The following is a 25,076-nucleotide window of genomic DNA, read 5'->3' on the forward strand; positions in this document are numbered from 1 at the left end:
ATTTAATCTATATGAACTTCTAAGAGTTTTGTTTGTACAAGGGGTTTTACTTCAACATTCTCAACTTCCGCAGGAAGCAACACCGTATCCCCTTTTTTAAGGGTTACGGGTAAGGTCTTATTCAATAGGGTGCATTCTCCTTCTAAGCAAATCAGTATACGAAATGAATTGGACAAGTTATTTAAAATTTTATTTTCTGTAACTTCCATCGATGAAACCGTAAAATATGGAGATGCTAATAGTGTTGTCTCTCTTGCATCTTTATCATAATGTGAAAATGGATCTTCAACAAAAGTATAATCCATTACCTCTTTCGCTTGATCGAGGTGTAATTCTCTTTTTTTTCCGTCCTTATCAATACGATCATAATCGTAGATTCTATACGTAACATCTGAATTTTGTTGGATTTCAACTACTGAAATTCCTTTTCCCAAGGCATGAACTCTACCGGACGGTATATATATAACACTTCCGTTGTCAGGGTGTATTTTTCTGAGGATTGTATCTAAAGTATTTTTTTCAATATTTTCCGTGAAAATAGTCTTATTTGTACCTTTTTCAAATCCTAGTATAATCTCTGAATTGGGCTCTGAATCCAATACATACCACATTTCCGTTTTCCCGAAAGAATGATGGTGAGCTGCTGCATACTCATCATTGGGATGAACTTGAACAGATAAGGGTTGAGCTGCATCTAAGAATTTAATGAGTAAGGGAAATTTATCTCCATAATTCTTATATACTTTTTTCCCTACTAAACGGTCTTTATACTCTTTAATTAAATCGTCTAAATTTTTTCCCTTTAGGCTTCCGTTATTTACTATACTAACATATCCCGGAACTGTTGAAATTTCCCAGCTTTCTCCCAGTTTTTCTTCCTTACTTTCTTTACCGAATTGTTTTAGTTTATTTCCCCCCCATATTCTGTAATGGTAGGAAGGTTGAAATACCAATGGATATAGTGACATACTTATGTTAATTTATATGCAAAAATACAATTTTAAAATTGTATTTATCTTATTTTTAATTTACCTTTACGAAAATAGAAAGTCAAAATCTTCTTCAGAGCCCAGTTCTTTAATGGGTTGATTGTATTTAAAAATTCTTGCCGTTTTTTCTCCTATCAACTTTAACTTTTCATTTTCATAATGCAACATAGTACCTTCTCTTAATCCTACTACATATAAATTATGATTTAAGGTTATAAACTCTCTAATTCTTTGTTCACGGGTTTCTCCACCAAAATCGTCAGAATGTGTATCTATATAATGGGGATTAATTTGAAAAGGGATCAAATTTAAGGTTTGGAAATTTTCCGGTTCGATTATTGGCATATCATTAGTTGTTCTTAAGCTGGGACATGCAATATTGGATCCTGCACTCCAACCTATATAAGGTATTCCTTCTTTAACTCTTTCTTGGATAAGCGAAAGTAATTTTTCTTGTTGTAATTTTTTTACCAAATTCCAGGTATTTCCCCCTCCTACGACAATTGCATCTGCCCTTTCTATCGCTTCTTTAGTATCTGAAAAATGATGTATACTTTTCACTTCTATACCTATTTCTTTCCAGGCTTCATTAACTTTATTTTCGTATTCCTCATACGAGAAAGTTACTGCTGCAAAAGGTATAAATATAATAGTTATTTTTTCAGTACCCAGGAATGATTGTACTTGTTTTTTTGAAAATTCAAGATATTTTTCTCCAACATTTGTGGAATTACTGAGTAATAAAAGCTTCATTTTTTTACTATTATCAATCATTATTAAAATAAATAATTTTTCTTTATTTATTACTTAAAATAAATCATTATGAGAACGTTATTAGCTATATTAATGTTATAATTCAAGTAATAAATTGTTACATTTTAAAGTCAAATATAACTAGAAATTAACTCAAATTCCATTTTATGAATTGAATAAATAAATTTGAAGTAGAAGATGGTTATTTCAATTCGTTAGTTTTTTCAAACCGTCAATTACAAATATCATTTTATCAATTTAATTTTATATATAATTTTGAAAAAAATTATTTAAATGAATACTATTAATTCTTTGGCAGAGCGATTATTGGGTAGAAAATTAACTAAAAGTGACGGAGTTAAGCCTTCGGAACTCGATAAAGTTGAAAGTAAATTGGGTTTCGCACTGCCTGATATTATACGTGATTTTTATTTGATGACCGGAAAAAATGGAATGTTGATGGAATCATTCAATCGTTTTGCTTTACCCACGCAACTTCAAAGAGATGATAATAAAATAGTTTTTTTAGAAGAAAATCAAAATATATGCTATTGGGGATTTGAAATTGATCCGGAAAATACTAATCCAAAAGTATATCAACTGTTAAATGAAAATGAATGGTATGAGGAACAAATTCCGCTGGTTGAATTTTTAAAAGTAATGTTGTATTATCAATGCGCTCAAGGTGGATATGAATATTTAGGAATTTCCAACATTTCAGAAGAAGATTTTGAAATTTTCATCCATACGGAATGGGAAGATGTGGTAAGGTATAACGGTTTACAAATTTATTGGAAACCGGATTGTTTACTTTGGTATGTTTACAATAAAGAGAATGTAAGAATCGAGGATATTTATTTTTCTGCAAGATCTGAAGAAGCATTCCTTAGGCATGCACAAAAATATGAATTGGAAATTATTTAATATACGTTTTGCTACGCAAGTACTTTACTAGACCAATGATTTATTAAAACAAATCTATTGTCCACAAATACGTAATAAATTCCATATAAATCTGTTTTTCAAATTATCAAAAATTAAGATAAATGTAAATAATGTATTTTAGTTTTATCTATTTAGTAATTTATTTTATAAAATTCTTTTAAAATTGCAATGATTTAATTTATTTTTTGAATATTCTTATTTCTAAAAGTAGTACTTTTACAAAAAAGGTATTTAATGGCAGTAAAAATAATTAATCAGTCCAATTATGAATGGATAGACCTACTCAATCCTACGAAAGAAGAAATGCAAAAAATTGCGGAAAAATGCAATCTTAATTTCTATAATCTTGCAGATAGTTTAGAGCCTAATCATTTACCAAAATTTGAAACTGAAAATGGCATTAACTTCCTAATATTAAGAGTAGTACATAAAGGCGATAAAAAAGACACCAATATTGAAAGTCTTTCCAACAAAATTGCCGTTTTTTTTAATGATTCTTTACTCATTACTATACACCGTATTGAAATGCCCTTTATCGATGATATTGCCAACAAATGTCAAAGTATGGGACAGACTTTCTCAACAAATATGGTTATTATAAAAATTTTAAAAAGCGTATTACAAACTTATAATGATTCCATATTACACATTATTAATAGATTGGAATCTTATGAAAATAAACTTTTTTTAAAAGATCCCTCTTCCAAAGTTTTGCAAAGCATTTATTCTTTAAAAAGAAAAACCAATCTTTGTACTAAACTTTTAATTCTTTCGGATGAGGTGATTAACTCTATTAAACCCTCTAAGCAAGAAAAGGCTGCCCATCAAGATGCTAAAGATTTATATCTAAAGTTAACAACTCTTTATGAGCAAGTTATAGACGACCTCAATAATTTACTCAATTTATATATTTCCCTATCTTCACAAAAGACCAATGAGATAATGAAAACTCTTACCATTTTCTCAATATTCTTTATGCCCTTGACATTTATTGCGGGTATTTACGGGATGAATTTTCATTATATGCCTGAACTGGAATTTAAATTGGGGTATCCGATCATATTATTGATTATGTTTATTATTACCCTGATTATTTATTATTGGTTGAAGAAAAAAAAATGGCTTTAAAACTTTTTCAAAAAATTTCAATTAATTTGACTTAAGTACTACGATTTCAAACCAATTTTCAATTCGTGATATTTTACTTTTAACTCTTTTTTTATAATCATTTAAGGTTTTTAAATATTTTTTTATCTATAAGATAAAATAATACAAGAGGATTTTTATTGCTGACGACTCAAATAACTATGATTAGTTATTCTTTTAATTTTCTATAGGTTAAATCTAAACTAATTATTTTTCCTAGTAAATAATTGAAAAAACTACTGAATCAAAAAATAATTGTTGAGAAATCTAGTACCTTTTAAAATTTACATTAACGTAAAATTTCTAATTCCTATTCAATAGATTATAATTATTTTTGTATAAAAATTGTCAACATGTATAGAACCAACACCTGCGGAGAACTTAATGAATCAAATATAGGACAAAAAGTAATTCTTGCCGGATGGATCCAAACTATTCGTGATAAAGGATTCCTTACCTGGATAGATTTACGCGATCGATATGGAATCACTCAACTTGTTTTTGATGAACAACGAACCGATAAGAATTTAATTGATAAAGCAAAAAAATTAGGTCGTGAATTTGTTATTCAAGCCTCAGGAACAGTAATTGAAAGATCCAGCAAAAATCCTAATTTGCCTACAGGTGCTATTGAAATTTTAGTTGAAGAATTATCCATACTTAATCCATCGTTGGTTCCTCCATTTACAATTGAAGATGAGACGGACGGAGGCGAAGAATTACGTATGAAATACAGATATTTGGATATAAGACGTAATCCGGTTAAAGAAAAATTAATTTTCAGAAGTAAGGTTGCTCAACTGGTAAGAAATTATTTATCTCAAGAAGGTTTTATTGAAGTGGAAACCCCTGTCTTAATAAAGTCTACACCTGAAGGAGCAAGAGACTTCGTGGTTCCGTCTCGTATGAATCCCGGACAATTTTATGCCTTACCTCAATCGCCTCAAACTTTTAAACAATTACTTATGGTTGGGGGTCTAGATAAATATTTTCAATTAGTTAAGTGTTTTCGTGATGAAGATTTACGTGCAGACCGCCAACCCGAATTCACTCAAATTGATTGCGAAATGTCTTTTGTTGAACAAGAAGATATTCTCAGAACATTTGAAGGTTTGACTAAACATCTTTTAAAAGAGCTGAAAAATCTTTCTTTTGATAAATTTCCTAGAATGACTTATGCGGAAGCAATGAAGAAATACGGTAATGATAAGCCGGACATTCGATTCGGAATGGAATTTATTGAATTCAATGAAGAATTACAGAACAGCGGTTTTAAAGTATTTGATGAAGCGGAATTAGTGGTTGGTATTAACGTTGAAAAATGTGCTGTTTATACTAGAAAACAGCTGGACGAATTGACCGATTGGGTAAAAAGGCCTCAAATAGGTGCTTCGGGATTGGTTTATATACGTTACAATGAAGACGGAAGTATTAAATCTTCTGTAGATAAGTTTTATTCTGAAGAAAAACTAAAAATTGTCATACAAAAAGCAAATGCTCAACCCGGTGATTTGATCTTAATTTTATCGGGGCAAGCTCATAAAGTGCGCCCTCAATTAAGCGCGCTACGTATGGAATTGGCTGAACGTTTAGGCTTACGAGATCCTGAGGTTTATGCTCCTTTATGGGTTGTCGATTTTCCGTTACTTGAATGGGATGAGGAAGAAAACAGGTATGTTGCCATGCATCATCCGTTTACCTCTCCAAAACCTGAAGATATTCCTCTTTTGGATACCCACCCCGGAGAAGTTAGAGCCAATGCTTATGACCTCGTTTTAAACGGTAATGAAATTGGAGGAGGTTCTGTTCGTATCTATAATAAAGAATTACAAGGAAAAATGCTTTCTTTATTAGGATTTTCTCAAGAAGAGGCCGAAGCTCAATTTGGTTTTTTAATGAATGCTTTTAAATTTGGTGCTCCTCCTCATGGCGGTATAGCTTTTGGCTTTGATCGTTTTGTAGCTATTTTAGGAGGACAAGAAGTAATCCGAGATTATATTGCTTTTCCCAAAAATAATTCGGGAAGAGATGTTATGATAGATGCTCCTTCCTATATTCATGAGCAACAACTAGAGGAATTAAACTTAAAAATAACCAAAGAATAAATCAATTCTTATAATATCCCTAGTAAAAATAAAAAGCAAAATTTTTGTAACCAAAAATTTTGCTTTATAAACTAAATAAAATAAAACCAATTTTGTGAGAACACACAGTGAAAATTACTCCTTTACTTTATTTATATAAAGTAAATTTTTCATTTATCAATTCAAAGTTATGTTTTTTATTTAGAATGATTTTAAATAATTATATGATTTAAATCATATAATCTAATAGATAGCATTTAGTTAGCTAAATACATCTTTTTAAAAGTTATACATACTAAGTTTAGCGAATCCGTTTAATCTATACTATCGATATCCACGTCATTGTTTTGCCAATTTTCTAATGTAGGCAAATTCATTGAGTTTGTTTCTAATACCGGGAAATTAGCTTTGATTTCAGGATCATTGGTTATTACAGATTTATTGTTGTTTTCCTTTTCTTTATCTTTAAAGAATTTTAATAAATCTGCAGCCTTCTTTCCCTCTTCTTTATCTTTATATAAGACAGCAATATGTTCTAACGATTGTTCAAACTCTTCTTTATTTCCTAATTTTGCATCACAAAAAGCGGAAAGTAAGGCAAATTTAGCTATTATCTCATCTTTGGGATATTTGGAAAGTGCCTGACTTGCCATGTCTTTTACTTCTGAATAGTTACCGTTTTTATATTTTTGATAGGCATTTTCATAAAACAAGATTGCATCTGAAGAATTAGTTTTTAACTCATTAACTTGAGGATGCAAAATAGCGTAAGCATATTTAGTATCAGGATATAGGGTAGTTATTATATCTGAGTATTTTTTTGCTAACACTTGATTTTCTCCTTGATTAAATCGATACAAGTTATACATTGCCAAAACTTTTATTTCCTCATTGTAAGGTTGAGTTGATAATAAATGTTCTAAAGTGGAGGTAGCTGATTTTACATCATGTAACTGATCGTAATATAAAATTCCTAATGATAATTCCACAGAATCTCTCTGATTTTTTAAAACATCTATTTCTGATTGACTTTTAGGTAAATTTTCTGTATAATATTCAACCTCAAATCGTCTAGGATTCTTAGAATCCGATTGACCCGATAATTGCGTTTTAACATCATCTAAATTAGAAATCTTATTGCTTATTCGCCAGTTATCCTCCAACATTCTATCTCCCCATTGTTTTCTAAATTCTGATTGACCTACTTGTTTCAGGTTATTATTATAAAAATACCATTTTCCTTTGGTATTGGGTGTAATCATCGTAAATGCAGATGTTGTATTTTCAAAAGATTCGGTAGCAAACTCGGTATTATTTTCTTTTCTTTGATTCTTTTCTTGTTGTAATCTTTCTTTTTCTTCTTTTTCTTTTAGTTGATTTATATATTTTTGAAAATAATTATTTCTTTGCTCAGGTAACATTTTAGCAACCGTTATAATACTATCATTCTTTTTTACTAAGTAATATTTTTTGGTTACTTCTTCTAAAACTTTATTTTTAGCTGTTAATTTTCTTTTCATTGCCGGATCAACAAATCTTGAAATTGCGCTATCATAATAGGCACTTGCATAGACATAGTCAGGTTTTGAAAAATAATTATCTCCTATTTCTTGATAAACTAATGCTCGTATTTGAGGATCACTCTCTTCCTCTTTTAAAGAAGCAAAAAAATAGTACATCGCATCTTTATTTCTTTCTTCTTTTAGGGAAGTTAGACCCATTGCATAGTATATTTCATTTTTTCTGGATTGGTATAATCCTTTTTTGGTTAACGCTTTTAAAAATTTAATTCTATTCGTATAGGCTAAGCTATCCTCTTTTTTATACAATCTAGATAAAGCAATTTGTGATTTGATCTCCAACTCGGGAGTAGATTTTTTCTTAAAAGCTAAATTATAATAGTTTCTTGCCAAATCCTTTTCGTTCAATTTTTCTGATAATTGACCTTGAATAAAACTAAAACGAGCTTGGTTTGTATTGCATTTATTATATTTTTTTGCAACGTCTAAAGCTTTTACAGCTTCAGAATATCTTTTTTCATCAATTAAAAATTGAGAATATATTTTAGAGATAAATTTTGCATCTCTTTTTTTTAATTTTTGATTGATGAGTTTTTCATAAATCTCATTCGCTTGAAAAGAATTTCCTGATTGTGCTTGTGCTAAAGCCATATAACCTTCAACTTGAGCTTTTTTAGTATTTTTTACTAAGGTTGAATTCATATAATTCAAATAGTTAAGAGATTCAAACGGATCTCTTTTATAATAATAAGCTCTGGCTAATAAAAGATAAGCCTCACTCATCATGGAATTATATTCTTTTCCTTTTATAAGCATTGAATGTTTTTCAATGGCTTTCTTTCCTTTTTCTATAGCTTTGTCATAACCTTGCGCTTTTGAATCATTACCCGCACCTAACATCTTCCCAAAAGCGTCAGATAAGGAATTTATGGCTCCTTGGGCATCTAAATTTTTTAGATTATCTTTAAGTTCTCCTGATAGATTTGCAGTGTTATTATCTGAACTTGCTAAGAAATTATCAAGAGAATTTTCTTTTTCCTCCACAAAAGGATTACCTGGTTCTACCGGCAAAATGGCAGAAAAATTATCTCTATATCTTGAGTTTCTTGATTTCAATTCTTCATTTAATGCTTCTTGGCCGTTGAATAAAGTATTGTTCCAAGTAGTAATCCGATGATATGTACGATGAGTTATCCCGTTTTTTTTGGTTGAGCAGCCACCCAAAAGGCTTAAAATCAGAATTGAATATATAATTTTCTTCATTTATTTCTTATAATTGACAAAGCTAATAAAAAAACGAAAATTTATTAAATTTGTTGTTTTTAAAAGCCTACTATTTCACTTATTATCTCTTATCTTATAAAACCTTAAATATAAGCTAAATTTGTTATTAAAAATAATTATAATTTTTATATTAAATGCGCAAATACATTTTAAACGAAAAATATCTGGATAGCAAAGATGAATTATTAAAGATTATCAATAATTTTGATAGTTATGATGAAATACTTGGAAACCCGGAAAGAAATGTTATAAAAAAAGTTCCTTTTAAGGGAGATTATATTACAATTAAAAGTTTTAAAAAACCTCACTTAATAAATAAATTTGTATACCGATATTTTAGAAAATCCAAAGCTAGAAGATCTTTTGAGCACGGAACAAAACTTTTGGAATTAGATATATTAAATCCTGAACCTTTGGCTTATATTGAAAATTTTGATATCATGGGTTTAACTTCCAGTTATTACATATCAAAATATGTTTCCTATGATTTTACCTTGCGTGAATTATATGATCAACCGGATGGTTTTGAATGTGTGAAAGCCTTTGCTCGGTTTTCCTACTATGTTCATACTAAAGGGGTTTATATTAAAGATAATACACCCGGAAATACTCTTATTATCCGTAAAAATAACGATTACGAAATGTATTTGGTAGATTTAAACAGAATGGAATTTCATGAAGAATTATCTTTTGATATTAAGATGAAAAGTTTATCAAATAATATTAAAGAGCAACCCTATTTAGACCTATTAATTGAAGAATATTCTAAGGTTTCCGGATATCCTTTACATGAAGTAAAATCTAAAATTGCTCATTATCAAAAAGAATTTAATCGTAAAATTGAATCGAAAGCAAAATTTAAACGTTTTTTAAAAAAAATATTTAAGTAGCTATCATTTATTTTTGATTTGAACTTGATTTTTTATAAATAATTAGGAAGTCACGAGCTAATCTCTCTTTGTATGATTTGCCGGAAGGAGCCACAGTATTTAAATCAACATACGAAACTTTTTTAACGTTGTAAATTGAGCTTAATTCTTTAATTAAATTTTCCGTATCTTTTTGAAAGCAAAGGACTCCGACATAATTTTTATTTTTTAATTCCAATTGATCTCTAATTCCTACCTTGTCAATAGGTGGAATCTTATCTTCATAATCCCAAACAATTTCGGGTGACATGTATTTATAATCATACAAGGTCATTTTATTCGTAGTAAATCTATGCAAATCTTTTACAGACTTATAATTAGGATTATATAAAAAACTCTTGGCTAGAGGGAAAACAAAAATGATAACCACACATTGTAATAGTATAATTGAATTAAATACACGGTGCCAAGATTTTTTAATAAGGAAATACATAATACTAATTCCTACTATAAATAAAACCAGGGATGAGTATAAAGCCCAATCGGATTGTCGCGTAATTTTTTCTTTAAAAAATAAATATAGTACCAAAGGATAAACAATTCCTACTAAACCTAATAACCCAAAGTTTATCTTAATCAATACAGAATCTTTTTTATTTTTAATTCCCTTAAGAATGAATTCTATATAGAATCCTGTATTCAAAGCAAGAGGAATTAAGGTGGGCAAAATATACCGTACTTTTTTTTCCGGAATAAAACTGAGTAAAAGCAAGGAAAATAGTGTCCACAGTAAGGTAAATTGATAGGCTTTAAGGTTGGAAACCTTATTTTTCATATAAGGATAAAAGAGAGCTACTAAGGAAGATATCGTCCATACTCCGGATTGAGTAAAAAAACTCCAATAATAAAAAAAGGATTTCGAGTTATAATCATTAATCCATCGGGCCGTTTCTTTTTTTGCCATTGAATTCAAATGTTCCGGATCCATCCAATGTACATAAGCCGACCAAGAAAGGCCTCCTATAAGACCAATAAGTATATAAATGCATAGTGGTTTTAGAATCTTTTTATTTTTAAAATTAAATTTATAAATACAACCGTAAGAAATTAAAAACGGAAGCAGCAATGCATATAATGAAACAGGACCTTTACTAAGCATAGAAAAAGCAAGAAAAATTCCTCCCAGTATTGAATTTTTTATTGCACCGTTTTTCAAACGTAATAAATTCCATAGATAAAATATGGAAACAATCATAAAACTGTGACAGTAAATATCCCATTGATTATCTCTACCCGCAAAATAAACGTAAAAAGAAGTTAATAGAATCAATCCGTTTTGAAAACCGGTTTGCCCCGTAAGCCCTAATTTCAGTGAAAATTTATAGATATAAAATACGAGGAGCATAGTCACAAGAACTACGGATATACGTAAAATAGCCACAGAATGAAATCCGAATAAATACCCAAAAAAAGCAGTCATCCAAGTTGGAAGAGGCGGTTTTTCATACCTAGGTTCTCCGTTTAATGTAGTCAAAAACCAATGTCCGTCTTGCACCATTTCTCTTGCAGTGATAAAGTTTCGTGCCTCCATTATATTAACCGGCATAACTCCTAAGTTTACCCCTAATATAATCAGAGAAGTGCAAAACAATACTATTATATGCTTAGTGTTATTATTTTTCATGCATATTTTATTTTATTTAAAATGATATTTTTAAATAAAAAATTTTCATTACTATATAATCGAAAAATAGTCAAATATATTTTATTAACTATCTTTTATTTAACTATCACTTTTCTTCAAGATAATTATGTTTCTAGTATAAACAATAATTCCTATAATATGCCCGGCAAATAATACAGGGTCTTTTCTGATAATTGAATAAATAAAGATCATCAATGATCCGGTAAGGCTTAAAATCCAAAAGCCCATAGGCAATTCAGATTTCTTAATTTTTTCCGAATAAATCCATTGATAGATAAATCGCATGGTAAATAAAACTTGTCCGAGGCTTCCCCATATAAGTAACCATAAGGGTATATTTTCCCTGCTAAAAAGTTTATGTAAATCAAAAGCACTGTTCCAAAGGCTAAATATAATTGCCACAACAGGAAATAAATATAAGATATATCTAAAAACTACATGATATTTCATCCAGGCATCATGAAGCTGAATATTCCTTATGTAAATGTAATAAGTTATCAATTGCCCTAACATGATTGAAAAATCATGTCTCAAATATCCGTAAACGAATAAAAAGAATGAAGCAACTAGACTTACCTGCCAAAAGATGAGATCAGAAGTAACCTTTTTATTTTTTTCTGCTGAAATCCATTGAATTATCATCCTACTTGAAAAAAGTATTTGTGCAAGAAAACCTAAACTTAAGGTAAAATACTTTGCAAATAGATCATTAAAAAAAAGATTCTCAGCTAAGATATTTTTCATATTTTTTTCTCAGCTACTTTATAATTGATATATTTATTTTTCATCCAAATGTAAGCAAAGCAATCACTTAGAGGCCCAATCAGACGATTCCATAAATGAAATTTGGATTTACCGGCTATTCTTTCGAAATGCTGAACCGGAAGTTGTTTAATTTTCCCGTTTTGAAGTAATATCATTGCCGGTAGAAAACGATGCAATCCTTTAAACATCGGAATTTTTTTCGCATATTCAGTTTGAATAATTTTTAAAGGACACCCCGTATCATCCATCCCGTCATGAGTAAAAGCACGTCGGATTCCATTCGCAATTTTCGATGAAAGATTCTTAACTTTACTGTCTTTCCTGTTGGATCGAACTCCTGTAACCAATTGGTATTGATCCGCATAATCTAAAAGAATGTTGAAATCCATGGGAGATGTTTGAAGATCTGCATCAATATATCCAACCCATTGTGTATCGGCATAATCAAATCCTGCCTTAATTGCGGCACTTAACCCATAATTTTTATCGAATGATATATAAAAGAATTCTTGATTTTCGTTGCAAATTTTTTGAATTACCGAAAGACTTGAATCTTTAGAACCGTCATTAACAAAAAGTACTTTTGACTTTTTCTTAGCAGCATGTAGAAATGCTAACATTTCTTCTTTAACTCGTTCAAGATTATCTTCTTCATTAAAAACCGGTATGATTACCGTTAATTCATATTCCATGTATGTGGGATGTAAAATAATTATCAAATTTATTAAAAAAATAGTGAATTTAAAATTGGAGAGTTATGTTTTAAAAGATGATAAACGACATTTTATTATAATTAAACTTATTATACCTTTGAGAAGATTATTAACAATAAATTAAGTATAAAAATATGAAAGTAACTGTAGTAGGCGCCGGAGCCGTAGGGGCTACTTGTGCTGATAACATTGCAAGGAAAGAAATAGTTGACGAACTAGTAATCGTTGATATAAAAGAAGGTTTTGCCGAAGGTAAAGCTTTAGATTTAACACAAACCACATCACTTTTAGGATTTGACACTACTATTACGGGAAGTACTAACGATTATTCTAAAACTGCCGGATCTCACGTTGCCGTGATTACTTCAGGTATTCCCAGAAAACCGGGAATGAGTCGTGAAGATCTTATTGGTACTAATGCAGGAATTGTTAAAGACGTTGCAACTAACATATTAAAATATTCTCCGGAAGCTATATTGGTAATTATTTCGAATCCTATGGATACTATGACCTATTTAGCTCTTAAATCTTTAGGATTACCTAAATCTAGAGTTATTGGTATGGGAGGGGCATTGGATTCATCTCGATTCAAAACCTACTTATCTTTAGCTAGTGGAGCTTCTCAAAACGATATTCAAGCTACTGTTATAGGAGGACACGGAGATACAACGATGATTCCTTTAACTCGTTTTGCTTCTTGCCAAGGGGTACCTTTTTCAAAAATATTATCTGCAGATAAATTAGAAAAAGTTGCTTCCGATACAATGGTTGGTGGTGCTACATTAACTAAACTATTAGGAACTTCAGCATGGTATGCTCCCGGAGCTGCCGGAGCTGCAGTGGTTGAATCTATTATTAGAGACGAGAAAAAAGTAATTCCTTGTTCCGTTTACCTAGACGGTGAATATGGTGAAACCGATATTTGTATTGGAGTACCTGTAGTTTTAGGTAAAAACGGTATTGAAAAAATTGTTGAACTGGAACTCAATGACACTGAAAAAGCTAAATTTAAAGCTTCAGCTGATGCGGTAAGGAATATGAATAATGTTTTATACGAAATGAAGGTTCTATAAAGTTGTAAAAACTAAATAAATTTAAAACAGCTTATTAGTAAGCTGTTTTTTTTTCATATAAATTTAACATCTATATTATAATCAGTTTCTCTACTACAAATCAGAAGAAATAATTTCAATCTAATTAACCGTTCGTTAACTTCATAAATTTATTTATTTGAAATTTTTGATTTTTTTTAAATAAAACATATATCAAAAACGACTTTTATTTGTTCTGACTATATTTATATGATTGAATTATTAAAGATTGATTATTGATCTATGTAGCTAACAATTATTTATTTTTGTATAGTAAATTTCAAAGTAAACCAGGAAGATTATATATGACAATTATTGAATTATATTCCATTTTTTTGCAATCTTCAGGAATTGCAACGGACACCAGAAAAATTGAAAATGGCAATTTATTTTTTGCTTTAAAAGGAAATAATTTTGATGGAAATAGATTTGCTGAACAAGCAATAAAGAATGGCGCTTTTGCTGCCGTTGTAGATGATATTGATATATCAAATCCTGAAAAAGGCATTTTCTATTTTGAAAATTCTTTAGTTGCTTTACAAAATTTAGCAAGATATCACAGAAATCAAATAAACATTCCTGTTATTGGTTTAACCGGAAGTAATGGTAAAACTACTTCTAAAGAACTAATAGCTTCCGTTTTAAATGAAAAATTTAAGGTTTTATACACACAGGGTAATCTAAATAACCATATTGGAGTGCCGCTTACCATCTTATCTATAAATACTGAGCATGAAATTGCTATCATTGAAATGGGGGCCAATCATCTTAAAGAAATTGAATTATTAAGCGGTATTTCACAGCCAACAATTGGCTATATAACAAATTTTGGTAAAGCTCATTTAGAAGGCTTTGGAGGCAAAGAAGGAGTAATTAAAGGAAAATCAGAACTTTATGCTTTCTTGAGAGAGTATAAAAAAACAGCTCTGATAAATACCGACGATCCTTTACAAGTTTCTTTGAGTCAAGGAATAGAAAAAATAACTTTCGGTTCTCATGGCTCATATACATTCTCTTTATTAGAAAATAACCATCGGGTTAGCATTCAATATAAAGACCTTGTAATTAATTCTCAACTTACCGGTCAATACAATTTTACAAATATTTGCGCCGCTTTTTCCTTAGGGCTTTATTTTGGTATAGATATAAATACGATTAAAAAAGGAATAGAAAATTATTCCCCTCAAAATCAACGTTCACAAGTTGTAGAAAAGGAAAATGTAGTTTTAGTATTAGACACCTATAACGCTAATCCGAGCAGTATGGAAGTCTCCTTAGAAAATTTTTCTCATTTCAAAGGAACTAAATCTATAATTATTGGAGATATGTATGAATTGGGCAGCGAATCGGTTTTAGAACATCAAAAGATTGTAAATCTTGCAGAAAAGTTAAATTTTGATTTTATTTATTTAGTTGGTGAAAATTTTTATTCTACCAACACGAAGACTACCAGAGTTCAAAAATTTCATACAACTAATGACATGAGAGAATATCTTAAAAACCATACCCTACCAACGCAAAATATTTTATTGAAAGGTTCTCGCGCCATGGCTTTAGAAAGACTCATCGATTTTTTACCTTAAAATTATTTAGGTGTAATTTCTTGGGTAAATTATTATCATATAAGGTGTTTATTACATCATAAATTCTTTACCATAAATGTTAAAGTTTTAATCTAATTTTTTGTTTTTATATATAAAAAAAGAGGCTATTAAGCCTCTTTTATTTTGTTCTATCTTAATTCTTATTTTATTCCTAATTTAGCTTTAACATCATTTAGAATATTTGGTCCTTCAGCATATAAAAGAGAAGGTTGAGAAGTATCAAAAACATAAAGGTAACCTTTAGATTTAGCAACACTATCAATTGCATCTTGTGCTTTTTTCATGATAGGCTCATATAAATCTGCTTGTTTTTTATCTAAAGCTTTTGCTGCTTCTTCTCGTAAAGCTACTAGACTTTGTTGATCTTTTTGGAAATCTTCTTCGTATTTTTGAAGTTGATCTTTCATTTTTTCAAGATCAGCTTGTGATTTTCCTTGCAAATCTTTTTGAATTTTTTCATACTTAGCAGAAAAACTGTCTTCTTGTTTTTTAATTTCTGCCTTTTTTTGATCTGCTAATGTTTTTAATTGATCATCAGCTGCTTTTTTTTCAGGCATCAGGCTTAATAATTCCATTGAATTAACATGAGCTATATTCTGAGCTTTAACTAATTGAAAAGCTCCAACAAATGCAGTTAAGAGGAATACTAATGTGATTTTCTTCATTTTTATTCTAATTTTATTATTTACTTGTTTTATCATTAGTTTGATTATTATTTTGAGTTTTTTTCTTAGGTATATATTTACTACCATATCCTGATTTTGGTTGCGATTTAATGGTAGTTTTAGACTCTTTATTATTTACTGTTTTACTTTCTTTATTCTTAGGAGCCGGTGCAATTATTTCATGCACATCTTCCTCCTTAGGATAATCTATACTTTTTAAGTTATTTATATTTTTTTCCTCTGAAACTTCATCTACTTTTTCAGAAGAAACTTCATTTACTTCCTCTTTTTTAATTTGTTCCTTTTTAGTTTGTTTGTTTTTAGGAACATACTTTCTTCCCCATCCTGATTTTTGTTGCTTTTTAGTAGACTCTTTATCTTTTTTATCTATTGCAGATTCATCAGAATTCTTAGCATTTTTAATTTTAACTTCTTTGTCATCAACTTCATCTGAATTGGATATCATAGAAGATGATTTACCATTTTTATCCTCTTTCTTTTTGGTTGCAATTCCTAATTGTTTCAACACTTTATCTGTGATGTCATATTTGGAATCTGTATAAACCATAATTAAATCTGACGATTTGTCTAAGATTAAATTATATTTATCTTTTATAGCTATGGCATTTATTGCATTCCAAATTTGATCTTGTATAGGTTTAACCAAATTAATTCTTAGATTGACTGATTCTCCTTTTGATCCGAATTTTTTTTCAATAAATTCATGAAGCGCCTTATCTGTGCTATCAATTGACATCAACCTTGACTTTTGCTGATCCTCTGTTAATAAAACCTTTTCATTCTCATACTCAATACGAAGTTTTTCTAACATGGATTGTCTATTAACAATCTCTTCCTGCCATTTTTTAACTTCATGGTCAAGTCTTTGTTCTGATTGTTGATATTGCGGCAATTGTTTTAAAATATACTGCGTATCTACGTAAGCCATTTTTTGAGCAATGCCAAAACTAAAAAGCAAGAGCAGAGCATATGTCAATGTTTTCTTCATGGTAACTATATATAAGGCTTTTCTAAAATCATACCAAGTTTTTATAAACTTTATTTTGCTATAAATATATTATTATAATTCAATATAAGCAAAAATCATCTAAAATTGTTGACCAAATATGAAATGGGTTTCCCATCCGTTGGCACTGTTTGAATTAATGGTTGAATCAAATCCTTTAGCAAAATCAAAACCTAACATTCCGAATTGTGGCATAAAAATTCTAATACCAAAACCGGCAGATCTTTTTAGCTCAAACGGATTAAATGATTTATTATTGCTCCAAGTATTTCCTCCTTCCGCAAATGTTAATGCATAAATTTTTGTAGCTCCTCCTAATAAAACCGGATAACGCAATTCCAACATAAACCTTGAATATGAGGTACCCCCTCCTAATGGAGTAATGTCTTCACCGGAAACTCCTCCGAAGGATGTAGCATCTCTATACCCACGTAAAGGGATAATTTCTCTACCATCAAATCTATTTCCATATAGCCCGGTTCCTCCTAAATAGAATCTTTCAAAAGGAGGAATTCCTACTTTGGAATTATAATTACTTAAAAATCCGAATTCTCCACCTGCTTTTAAAACAAATTTACCTACTAATTCCTGATACCAATAGGCTTTCATCTTTATTTTATAATATTCCAGCCATTTGTATTTTTCCTTATCGGTTTTTTTGCTGTAATCTTCATTGTTAAATGCGGAATATGGGGGAGTAAATTTCACTGAAAGCTCAAATTCAGAACCCATTGTAGGGAATATAGGATCAAATCCTGCTGAATATCTACCTAAACTTGCATAAAAACTGAAATTGTTACTTTCTCCATTATCCCATGTTGTATATCCTAAGGCATTTTCATCAGCTATATTAAACGGATAATTTCTAAAAGAGTATAATTGATAATTGATACCATAGGAAAGCCTGAAATAATTATCCGGCCAATTTAAACGAGTGGTTAATCCCACTTGACCTCCATATATATTTAGTTTGTTTCTTCCTTCTGCATAATAGTTATTGTAATTCAATATGGTGCTGTAAAGAGAAACAGTCATGGAAGTAGGCCTTTTACCTGTAATCCATGGCTCTGTGAATGAAATACTGTAATTCTGATAATTACTTCCTGCTTGAGCTCTTAAAGATATACTTTGTCCATCACCGGAAGGAATAGGTTTCCAAGCTTTTTTCTTGAAAAAATCATTAAATGAGAAATTTCCAAAAGTTAAACCTAAAGTTCCAATAAAACGATTTCCTCCATAACCTCCTTGTAATTCTATTTGACTGTTTGTTCCCTTTTCTTCTAATTTATAATTAACGTCTACCGTACGAGTTTCAACATTCGGTGTAATATCAGGGCGCAAAGTCTGTGCTTCAAAGTATCCCATTTGGGCTAATTCCATAATGGTCCTTTGTATATCTTCTTTTGAGAAAAGATCTCCGGGTCTTGTGCTTAATGATCGTTGGATCACGTGATCATGGGTTTTGGTATTTCCTGAGAAAGTAACTTTGTCCCAATAAGCTTGTTCTCCTTCTCTTATTTTAATTTCAATATCTATCGTATCATTTCTAACTGCTTTTTCAATGGGAACTACATTGGCAAAAACATACCCGTTATTATAATATAGTGTTGAAATATCATCGTTTTTTTCTGATCCTGATACTTTTTTATTGAAACCTACCGCATCATAGGGTTCTCCTTTTTTATATCCGATAACTTTTGAAAGTGTCTCACTAGAATATGCAGAATTTCCTGAGAAAGTTACATTTCCCAGATAATATCTTTTTCCTTCTGATACATGAACATCTATATCAAAATTCTTTTTATTGGCTCTGAGCACAGTATCTGAAGTTATTTTTGCATCTCTAAAACCATACGATTGAAAAGTTTCAACAACTCTATTTAAATCTTCCAGGTATTTTTCAGGAACATATTTTGATTTCTTCCAAAAGCGATAAAATCTTTTTTGTTTAGTATTTTTGAAAGCTCGTGATCTGACGGTTGAAGCTTTTAATACTTTAGTTCCTTCTATTTTAATTGTTTTAACTTTAACTCTAGGACCTTTATCTATAGTTACATTCCAATTGACTAAGTTAGGATCTGTTGGATTGGTCGATTCTTTAATTATTGCTTTGGCATCCGGAAATCCTTTATCTGTATATTCATTTCTTATGGAGTTTTGAAGTTTAGAACGCAGATCATCGGTAATTTTAGCCTTTGTTTTAAGACCATTGTCTTTTATTAACTTTTCGCCTTTAGATTTACTGATTCCATGAAATTTTACAGTACCTAAATCCGGAAGTGCTACCAAATTTATACGAAGGTACACCTCATTGTTGATTACTTTAGTTAAAAAAATTTCTACGTTAGCGAAAAGCTTAGAATCCCAAAGTTTTTTGACTGCCGTGTTAATTTGCATACCCGGTATTTCCACAAAATCTCCTTCATACAACCCCGTATACCTCATGATTTGATTCTTAGAATATTTATCGGTTCCGGTAATTTTGATTTCTTTAATACGTAAAGCAGAATCGTCTTTTTTAATAGGGTCTATATCTTTTTGAACATCAGCCTTTGGTTCTTGTGGTGATATTTGAACACTGTCTGCAACCTGACCAAATATAAATATGTTTACTGAGAATAAAACGGCCGCTAATAATTTCTTCATGTACACTTTTTACTTCTTTTACTTTACTTTTAATTGTTCACTTATTTTCCCGAATCTTCTTTCTCTGCTCTGATAAAAATCTAATGCTTTTAAAAATTCTTCTTTATTAAAATCAGGCCATAATGTATCTGTAAAATATAATTCCGCATATGCTATTTGCCAAAGTAAAAAATTACTTATTCTTTGCTCTCCACTCGTTCTAATGAGAAGATCTACATCCGGTAGATCGTTTGTATATAAATATTGATTAAAGGTATCTTCATTTAATTGTTCCAAAGATATTTCGTTATTTGAATAATCCAGAGCAATTTTTTTGGCAGCATCGAGAATTTCATTTTTAGCACCATAACTTAATGCCAATGTCAATGTGCCCCTTTGATTATTGCATGTATCTTTGGTAAGCAGGATTAATTCCTCTCGGACGTTAGTTGGAAATTTATCAATATTGCCGATAACTTTAACTCTAATACCTTTTTCTTTTAATTTTTTTGTTTCTTTTTTTATAGTGTTAATCAATAGACTCATCAAAGAATTCACTTCTAAAATAGGTCTATTCCAATTTTCTGTTGAAAAAGCATATAAGGTAAGATAGGGAATATTTGCATCATCACAAAATTCAATCGCCTCTCGAACTGCTTTAATAGCATTTTGATGGCCAAGACTACGAATCATACCTCTTTTTTTAGCCCATCTTCCATTACCATCCATAATGATGGCAACGTGTTTAGGCATTTTATTTTCTTCTATAAATATATCTTTTTTAGACATTAATAATTATAATTTAATAACAATAACATGGAGGTCTTCCAAATGTGTAAGTAAGATTTATCCCCCATATTAAATACCAATCGTTACTTTTATATGTATTACCTGTTTGATGTTTTCCTATGATTTTAGCATTTCTTCTATTTATCTCATCCTTAAGTTTAGGGTCTACAGTACTTATATTGTTTAATTGAGGATCTATGTTTATAGTTATATTTTTGTTTTTTATAGAACTATAATCAAGATTATCCTGGAATGTATATCTTGCTCCTATTTCAAGAGATAATAACCAATCGTATTTAATTTTAAATTTATATCCCACGCCAAAAGGAATATTAAAATCGAATTTCATAGATTTCTTATAATTTTCTTCTGTTACAAAATCCTGAAAATTTAAAGGATCCCTGTAAGAACCATCATAATTTTTAGCTCTCGTATGATTGATTGTATATTTCCTGTCATAAAACCCATATCCGCCAACTCCGGCAAATATATATGGAGAAGAACCTGAATATTTTATATCATTTATATCAAAGAAATAATATTCAAATAAAACTGAGGTTTCAAAAATGGTATTACTTCCTGATATTTTCCTTTTAAATCTATAATCTTCACTTGCTTTCTCATCGTCAAAATAGACTCTGTTATAAATTAAATTTAAACGTAAACTTTGTCTATTATCTAAATTATACCTATAAAGTACTCCTAGAGAAATTGGAATTCTATACCTATCCATAGGAAATATTTCAATATAATCAGTTTTACCTATATCACCAATTATATTGGCTCTTCCAATAGATATTCCTACTTCATTACGTTGAGCTTTTATATGCATTAAACAACAAGTACTAATCAGAATAACCAGTAAGAAAACTTTTTTCATTTTAATTTAATATTATTTCACGTAATTGCATAATTGCTTTAAACGTGAAATAAAGTCATTTTGTTGCATTATCCTCTGCAATATTATGTATCTTCTCAAGCAACAAAGATAATAATTCTTTTTATGTTTATACTCTTTATTTTGTTATTAACTTATTTTTAGTATATAACCTTTATTTTAATTATCTTTTTACCTCTTCTTTATAAAATAAAATGGAAATTTCAAATTAAAATATGTAAAATTTGATTATTTTTGAAACCTAATGTCCAAAGTTACTGAACAAATTAAAATTCCAATAGCTGATGAAATGAAGCTTTTCGAAAAAAGGTTCTATGAATCCATGAAAAGTAAAGTTCCCTTATTGGATAGAATCACCCAATTTATAGTTAGAAGAAAAGGTAAGCAAATGCGCCCTATGTTTGTTTTTTTAACTGCTAAGCTTACCGGTACTGTAACGGATAAAACATATCGAGCAGCTTCATTGATCGAACTTATCCATACTGCCACACTTGTTCATGACGATGTAGTAGATGAAAGCTACATGAGACGAGGTTTTTTTTCAATAAATGCTTTATGGAAAAATAAAATTGCTGTTTTAGTAGGCGATTATCTTCTATCTAAAAGTGTATTATTAGCTACTGATAATCAAGATTTTGATTTATTATCTATTATTTCCAGAACTATACGAGAAATGTCTGAGGGAGAGCTGCTGCAATTGGAAAAAAGTAGAAAACTTGATATTACGGAAGAGGTCTATTTCGAAATTATACGTCAAAAAACAGCTGTATTAATATCTGCGTGTTGTGAATCCGGAGCACGTTCTACCTATGCTTCGGATGAAAATGCCGAAAAACTTCGCCTTTTTGGAGAATATACCGGAATTGCATTTCAAATAAAAGATGATTTGTTTGATTATACAAGTACTAATTTAATCGGGAAACCGGTCGGTATTGATATTCAAGAAAGAAAAATGACGCTTCCATTAATTTATGTGCTTAACAACGCAAGTAAAGAGAATAAAAAATGGTTGATAAATTCCATTAAAAATCACAATAAAGATAAAAAAAGAGTTGCTGAAATAATCAAATTTGTAAAGGAAAACGGGGGGATTAATTATACGATTGATAAGATGAATGAGTATAAGCAAAAAGCGCTCGATATTTTAGTTAATTTTCCAAAAAATGAAAATAGAGATTCGTTGGAATTGATGCTTAAATACGTTATTGAAAGAAAACACTAAATTACCTCAACTTATTTCTACAATTTGCAATTATTTTCATATTAGTAAAATCCAAAAAATTATTTATTATTTATTTTTAACCTATAAGTAAACTTATATTTACCACTCGCCAATATATAAATATAAATATCTATAAAAAATTATATTGGTATTAAGCTAAGGAAATTTAAAAAATAATTAAATCATTTTTCAAATTTCCTAAAGTCATTTACTAGTTTAATTTATTTTCTAAATATAAATAAAAGGCATATTCCAAGGCTACTTCTTTTAAGGATTCAAAACGTCCGCTAGATCCTCCATGCCCTGCATCCATATTAGTTTGAAGTAATAAAAGGTTAGAATCTGTTTTCATATCCCTGAGTTTAGCCACCCATTTGGCCGGTTCCCAGTATTGTACCTGAGAATCATGTAAGCCGGTTGTTACCAACATATTGGGATATTCTTTATTTTCAACATTATCATAGGGTGAATACGATTTCATATAATTATAGTATTCTAATTGATTCGGATTACCCCATTCATCGTATTCTCCCGTCGTTAAAGGAATACTGTCATCTAACATAGTTGTAACTACATCTACAAACGGTACATCTGCCACTACACCATGAAATAGTTTGGGGGCATAGTTAATAACTGCTCCTATTAATAATCCACCGGCACTACCTCCATTGGCATATAAATGTTTAGACGATGTATATTCCTTTTTGATTAAATATTCAGCACAGTCTATAAAATCGAAAAATGTATTTTTCTTTTTTAACATTTTTCCATTTTCATACCAAGGCCTTCCTAAGTCTTCTCCTCCTCTCACGTGGGCAATTACATAAATAAAGCCTCGATCTAACAAGGATAACCGTATGGAGCTAAATGTTGCATCCATTGAATATCCATAGGATCCATAAGCATACAATAACAAAGGGGTATTTTTAGATGGCTGAGTGTCTTTCTTCATTACTAAAGATAAAGGGATTTGTACTCCGTCTCGTGCTTGAGCCCAAATTCTTTTAGTAACATAGTTATCTTTATTAAAATTACCCAATACTTCTTGCTCTTTTAAAACCTTTTTTTCTTTGGTGCGCATATTAAAATCAATATCGCTCCATGGGGTGGTCATTGAAGTATAACGATATCTGATAGTATCCGTATCGAAATCTCTGTTTACAGAAGTTCCTACTGTATAAACTTCTTCTTCGAAAGGTATCTCATATTTAATTGAATTATCCCAACTCTTAATTTTTATATGAGTCAACCCTTTTTCTCGTTCTTCGGTTACTAAATAATTTTTAAATAGCTCAAAACCCTCCAATAAAATTTCCTCATTGTGTGGTATTACTTCAATCCAATTATCAATTGAAGTATCCGATATAGGGGTCTTCATTAATTTAAAATTAGTTGCCCCGTCTTTGTTCGTAAGAATATAAAAAAATCCTTCATAATGATCAAAAGAATATTCCAATCCCCTGATCCTTTCTTGAAATATTTTCCATTCAGCTTCGGGATGATCGGCAGGAATAAATCTATACTCATCTGTTAACGTACTTCCGGAGGCTATTACAATATATTGTAAGGATTTAGTTTTGGTTACATAGACATTAAATGTTTCGTCATGTTCTTCAAAGACCAAAAGGTCTTCCTTTTGAGAAGTTCCCAAAATATGTTTATATATTTTAGATGAACGCAAAGTTTTAGGGTCTTGTACAGAATAAAAAATGGTTCGGTTATCATTGGCCCATACTACATTTCCTGTAGTATCTTTTAATTCATCGGAAAGTATTTCGCCGGTTACCAAATTTTTTATTTGAATGGTATATATTCTTCGACTCACTGTATCAACTGAATAACAAGCCATGGTATTATCCGGACTAACGCTAACACTTCCAATTTGGTAAAATTTATGTCCTTTGGCCATCTCATTGACATCAAACATGATTTCTTCTTTGGCTTCTAAAGAGTCCTTTTTTCTTATATAGAGAGGATATTCTCCTCCTTTTATGTATTTGGTGGTATACCAATATTGATTGAATTTATAGGGAACAGACTCATCATCTTCTTTTATCCTGGACTTCATTTCCTCAAATAATTTTTTTTGCAATAAATCGGTAGATTTCATCTGCTCTTTTGTATAAGCATTTTCTTCCTCCAAATATTTTATTACTTCAGGGTTTTCTCTATCGTTAAGCCAATAATAATTATCAATTCGAATATCGTTATGAGTAATTAATTTTTTAGGAATTTTTTTTGCTACCGGTGCCTTCATAGATACTTTATTTATATAAACATCAAAAATAAGGGTAATACTATAGAAAATCAATTATATTAGTCTTTTTATTTAAAAGCGTATTTAATTAAAATAGATCTATTGTATTCATAACTAATTGTTAA

General features: G+C 30.0%; 19 protein-coding genes. 7 read left to right on the forward strand and 12 right to left on the reverse strand.

What is annotated here, in order from left to right:
• Positions 1-2 precede the first annotated feature (2 nt).
• Entirely contained in the window at positions 3-968 is a 966-nt protein-coding gene (locus GYM73_RS08015; RefSeq protein WP_220233522.1) for a type I phosphomannose isomerase catalytic subunit, read from the reverse strand.
• A gap of 66 nt (positions 969-1,034) precedes the next feature.
• The gene (gene pepE, locus GYM73_RS08020) at positions 1,035-1,742 is read right to left on the reverse strand and encodes a dipeptidase PepE (RefSeq protein WP_220233523.1); all 708 of its coding nucleotides are present in this window, start codon (positions 1,740-1,742) and stop codon (positions 1,035-1,037) included.
• Between the two features lie 294 nt (positions 1,743-2,036).
• Between pepE and GYM73_RS08025 the strand changes: the two genes are divergently transcribed.
• The 3 genes from GYM73_RS08025 to aspS all read left to right on the forward strand — a co-directional run bounded on the left by GYM73_RS08025 (position 2,037) and on the right by aspS (position 5,938).
• Positions 2,037-2,666 carry an SMI1/KNR4 family protein gene (locus GYM73_RS08025; RefSeq protein ID WP_220233524.1) on the forward strand — a complete coding sequence of 210 codons (630 nt, stop codon included), beginning with the start codon at positions 2,037-2,039 and terminating at the stop codon, positions 2,664-2,666.
• Positions 2,667-2,921: 255 nt separating this feature from the next.
• Entirely contained in the window at positions 2,922-3,815 is an 894-nt protein-coding gene (locus GYM73_RS08030; protein ID WP_160564539.1) for a CorA family divalent cation transporter, read from the forward strand.
• A 371-nt stretch (positions 3,816-4,186) separates the two neighbouring features.
• Entirely contained in the window at positions 4,187-5,938 is a 1,752-nt protein-coding gene (aspS, locus tag GYM73_RS08035; RefSeq protein WP_220233525.1) for an aspartate--tRNA ligase, read from the forward strand.
• 293 nt (positions 5,939-6,231) lie between these two features.
• Here aspS and GYM73_RS08040 read toward each other — a convergent pair whose 3' ends face one another.
• Positions 6,232-8,700, reverse strand: a complete 2,469-nt coding sequence (locus GYM73_RS08040) for a lipopolysaccharide assembly protein LapB (RefSeq protein ID WP_220233526.1) — start codon at positions 8,698-8,700, stop codon at positions 6,232-6,234.
• Between the two features lie 155 nt (positions 8,701-8,855).
• Here GYM73_RS08040 and GYM73_RS08045 point away from each other — a divergent pair, with 155 nt between their 5' ends.
• A complete protein-coding gene (locus GYM73_RS08045; protein WP_220233527.1) occupies positions 8,856-9,611 on the forward strand; it encodes a Kdo domain containing protein in 756 nt (251 codons plus the stop codon).
• A 7-nt stretch (positions 9,612-9,618) separates the two neighbouring features.
• Here GYM73_RS08045 and GYM73_RS08050 read toward each other — a convergent pair whose 3' ends face one another.
• The 3 genes from GYM73_RS08050 to GYM73_RS08060 form a co-directional block, all read right to left on the reverse strand.
• Positions 9,619-11,274, reverse strand: coding sequence for a glycosyltransferase family 39 protein (locus GYM73_RS08050; protein ID WP_220233528.1), 1,656 nt, complete (start codon positions 11,272-11,274; stop codon positions 9,619-9,621).
• A 99-nt stretch (positions 11,275-11,373) separates the two neighbouring features.
• Positions 11,374-12,039, reverse strand: a complete 666-nt coding sequence (locus GYM73_RS08055; RefSeq protein WP_105296697.1) for a lipid-A-disaccharide synthase N-terminal domain-containing protein — start codon at positions 12,037-12,039, stop codon at positions 11,374-11,376.
• A complete protein-coding gene (locus GYM73_RS08060; RefSeq protein WP_166005799.1) occupies positions 12,036-12,752 on the reverse strand; it encodes a glycosyltransferase in 717 nt (238 codons plus the stop codon). Before GYM73_RS08060 ends, GYM73_RS08055 begins: the two co-directional genes overlap by 4 nt.
• A gap of 155 nt (positions 12,753-12,907) precedes the next feature.
• Here GYM73_RS08060 and mdh point away from each other — a divergent pair, with 155 nt between their 5' ends.
• Positions 12,908-13,846 carry a malate dehydrogenase gene (gene mdh, locus GYM73_RS08065; RefSeq protein ID WP_105296699.1) on the forward strand — a complete coding sequence of 313 codons (939 nt, stop codon included), beginning with the start codon at positions 12,908-12,910 and terminating at the stop codon, positions 13,844-13,846.
• 323 nt (positions 13,847-14,169) lie between these two features.
• Positions 14,170-15,447: a UDP-N-acetylmuramoyl-tripeptide--D-alanyl-D-alanine ligase gene (gene murF, locus GYM73_RS08070; protein WP_220233529.1), complete on the forward strand. Its 1,278-nt coding sequence runs from the start codon at positions 14,170-14,172 to the stop codon at positions 15,445-15,447.
• 161 nt (positions 15,448-15,608) lie between these two features.
• On the opposite strand, the gene GYM73_RS08075 is transcribed toward murF, so the two are convergent.
• The 5 genes from GYM73_RS08075 to GYM73_RS08095 all read right to left on the reverse strand — a co-directional run bounded on the left by GYM73_RS08075 (position 15,609) and on the right by GYM73_RS08095 (position 21,454).
• Entirely contained in the window at positions 15,609-16,133 is a 525-nt protein-coding gene (locus GYM73_RS08075; protein ID WP_160541772.1) for an OmpH family outer membrane protein, read from the reverse strand.
• Between the two features lie 16 nt (positions 16,134-16,149).
• The gene (locus GYM73_RS08080; protein ID WP_220233530.1) at positions 16,150-17,142 is read right to left on the reverse strand and encodes an OmpH family outer membrane protein; all 993 of its coding nucleotides are present in this window, start codon (positions 17,140-17,142) and stop codon (positions 16,150-16,152) included.
• Between the two features lie 99 nt (positions 17,143-17,241).
• A complete protein-coding gene (bamA, locus tag GYM73_RS08085) occupies positions 17,242-19,806 on the reverse strand; it encodes an outer membrane protein assembly factor BamA (RefSeq protein WP_160541770.1) in 2,565 nt (854 codons plus the stop codon).
• An 18-nt stretch (positions 19,807-19,824) separates the two neighbouring features.
• A complete protein-coding gene (locus GYM73_RS08090; RefSeq protein WP_160556989.1) occupies positions 19,825-20,574 on the reverse strand; it encodes an isoprenyl transferase in 750 nt (249 codons plus the stop codon).
• Between the two features lie 13 nt (positions 20,575-20,587).
• Positions 20,588-21,454 carry a DUF6089 family protein gene (locus GYM73_RS08095; RefSeq protein ID WP_220233531.1) on the reverse strand — a complete coding sequence of 289 codons (867 nt, stop codon included), beginning with the start codon at positions 21,452-21,454 and terminating at the stop codon, positions 20,588-20,590.
• A gap of 262 nt (positions 21,455-21,716) precedes the next feature.
• Between GYM73_RS08095 and GYM73_RS08100 the strand changes: the two genes are divergently transcribed.
• Positions 21,717-22,694: a polyprenyl synthetase family protein gene (locus tag GYM73_RS08100; RefSeq protein ID WP_105296706.1), complete on the forward strand. Its 978-nt coding sequence runs from the start codon at positions 21,717-21,719 to the stop codon at positions 22,692-22,694.
• Between the two features lie 211 nt (positions 22,695-22,905).
• Here GYM73_RS08100 and GYM73_RS08105 read toward each other — a convergent pair whose 3' ends face one another.
• A complete protein-coding gene (locus GYM73_RS08105) occupies positions 22,906-24,951 on the reverse strand; it encodes a S9 family peptidase (protein WP_220233532.1) in 2,046 nt (681 codons plus the stop codon).
• Positions 24,952-25,076: the final 125 nt, after the last annotated feature.

The sequence above is a fragment of the Apibacter sp. ESL0432 genome (genome assembly GCF_019469225.1).
Lineage (GTDB): Bacteria > Bacteroidota > Bacteroidia > Flavobacteriales > Weeksellaceae > Apibacter.

What these genes read in the sequence shown, in the direction of transcription:
- GYM73_RS08015 (WP_220233522.1), bottom strand. Translation starts at nt 968, where the DNA reads ATGTCACTATATCCATTGGTATTTCAACCTTCCTACCATTACAGAATA.
- pepE (WP_220233523.1), bottom strand. Translation starts at nt 1,742, where the DNA reads ATGAAGCTTTTATTACTCAGTAATTCCACAAATGTTGGAGAAAAATAT.
- GYM73_RS08025 (WP_220233524.1), top strand. Translation starts at nt 2,037, where the DNA reads ATGAATACTATTAATTCTTTGGCAGAGCGATTATTGGGTAGAAAATTA.
- GYM73_RS08030 (WP_160564539.1), top strand. Translation starts at nt 2,922, where the DNA reads ATGGCAGTAAAAATAATTAATCAGTCCAATTATGAATGGATAGACCTA.
- aspS (WP_220233525.1), top strand. Translation starts at nt 4,187, where the DNA reads ATGTATAGAACCAACACCTGCGGAGAACTTAATGAATCAAATATAGGA.
- GYM73_RS08040 (WP_220233526.1), bottom strand. Translation starts at nt 8,700, where the DNA reads ATGAAGAAAATTATATATTCAATTCTGATTTTAAGCCTTTTGGGTGGC.
- GYM73_RS08045 (WP_220233527.1), top strand. Translation starts at nt 8,856, where the DNA reads ATGCGCAAATACATTTTAAACGAAAAATATCTGGATAGCAAAGATGAA.
- GYM73_RS08050 (WP_220233528.1), bottom strand. Translation starts at nt 11,274, where the DNA reads ATGAAAAATAATAACACTAAGCATATAATAGTATTGTTTTGCACTTCT.
- GYM73_RS08055 (WP_105296697.1), bottom strand. Translation starts at nt 12,039, where the DNA reads ATGAAAAATATCTTAGCTGAGAATCTTTTTTTTAATGATCTATTTGCA.
- GYM73_RS08060 (WP_166005799.1), bottom strand. Translation starts at nt 12,752, where the DNA reads ATGGAATATGAATTAACGGTAATCATACCGGTTTTTAATGAAGAAGAT.
- mdh (WP_105296699.1), top strand. Translation starts at nt 12,908, where the DNA reads ATGAAAGTAACTGTAGTAGGCGCCGGAGCCGTAGGGGCTACTTGTGCT.
- murF (WP_220233529.1), top strand. Translation starts at nt 14,170, where the DNA reads ATGACAATTATTGAATTATATTCCATTTTTTTGCAATCTTCAGGAATT.
- GYM73_RS08075 (WP_160541772.1), bottom strand. Translation starts at nt 16,133, where the DNA reads ATGAAGAAAATCACATTAGTATTCCTCTTAACTGCATTTGTTGGAGCT.
- GYM73_RS08080 (WP_220233530.1), bottom strand. Translation starts at nt 17,142, where the DNA reads ATGAAGAAAACATTGACATATGCTCTGCTCTTGCTTTTTAGTTTTGGC.
- bamA (WP_160541770.1), bottom strand. Translation starts at nt 19,806, where the DNA reads ATGAAGAAATTATTAGCGGCCGTTTTATTCTCAGTAAACATATTTATA.
- GYM73_RS08090 (WP_160556989.1), bottom strand. Translation starts at nt 20,574, where the DNA reads ATGTCTAAAAAAGATATATTTATAGAAGAAAATAAAATGCCTAAACAC.
- GYM73_RS08095 (WP_220233531.1), bottom strand. Translation starts at nt 21,454, where the DNA reads ATGAAAAAAGTTTTCTTACTGGTTATTCTGATTAGTACTTGTTGTTTA.
- GYM73_RS08100 (WP_105296706.1), top strand. Translation starts at nt 21,717, where the DNA reads ATGTCCAAAGTTACTGAACAAATTAAAATTCCAATAGCTGATGAAATG.
- GYM73_RS08105 (WP_220233532.1), bottom strand. Translation starts at nt 24,951, where the DNA reads ATGAAGGCACCGGTAGCAAAAAAAATTCCTAAAAAATTAATTACTCAT.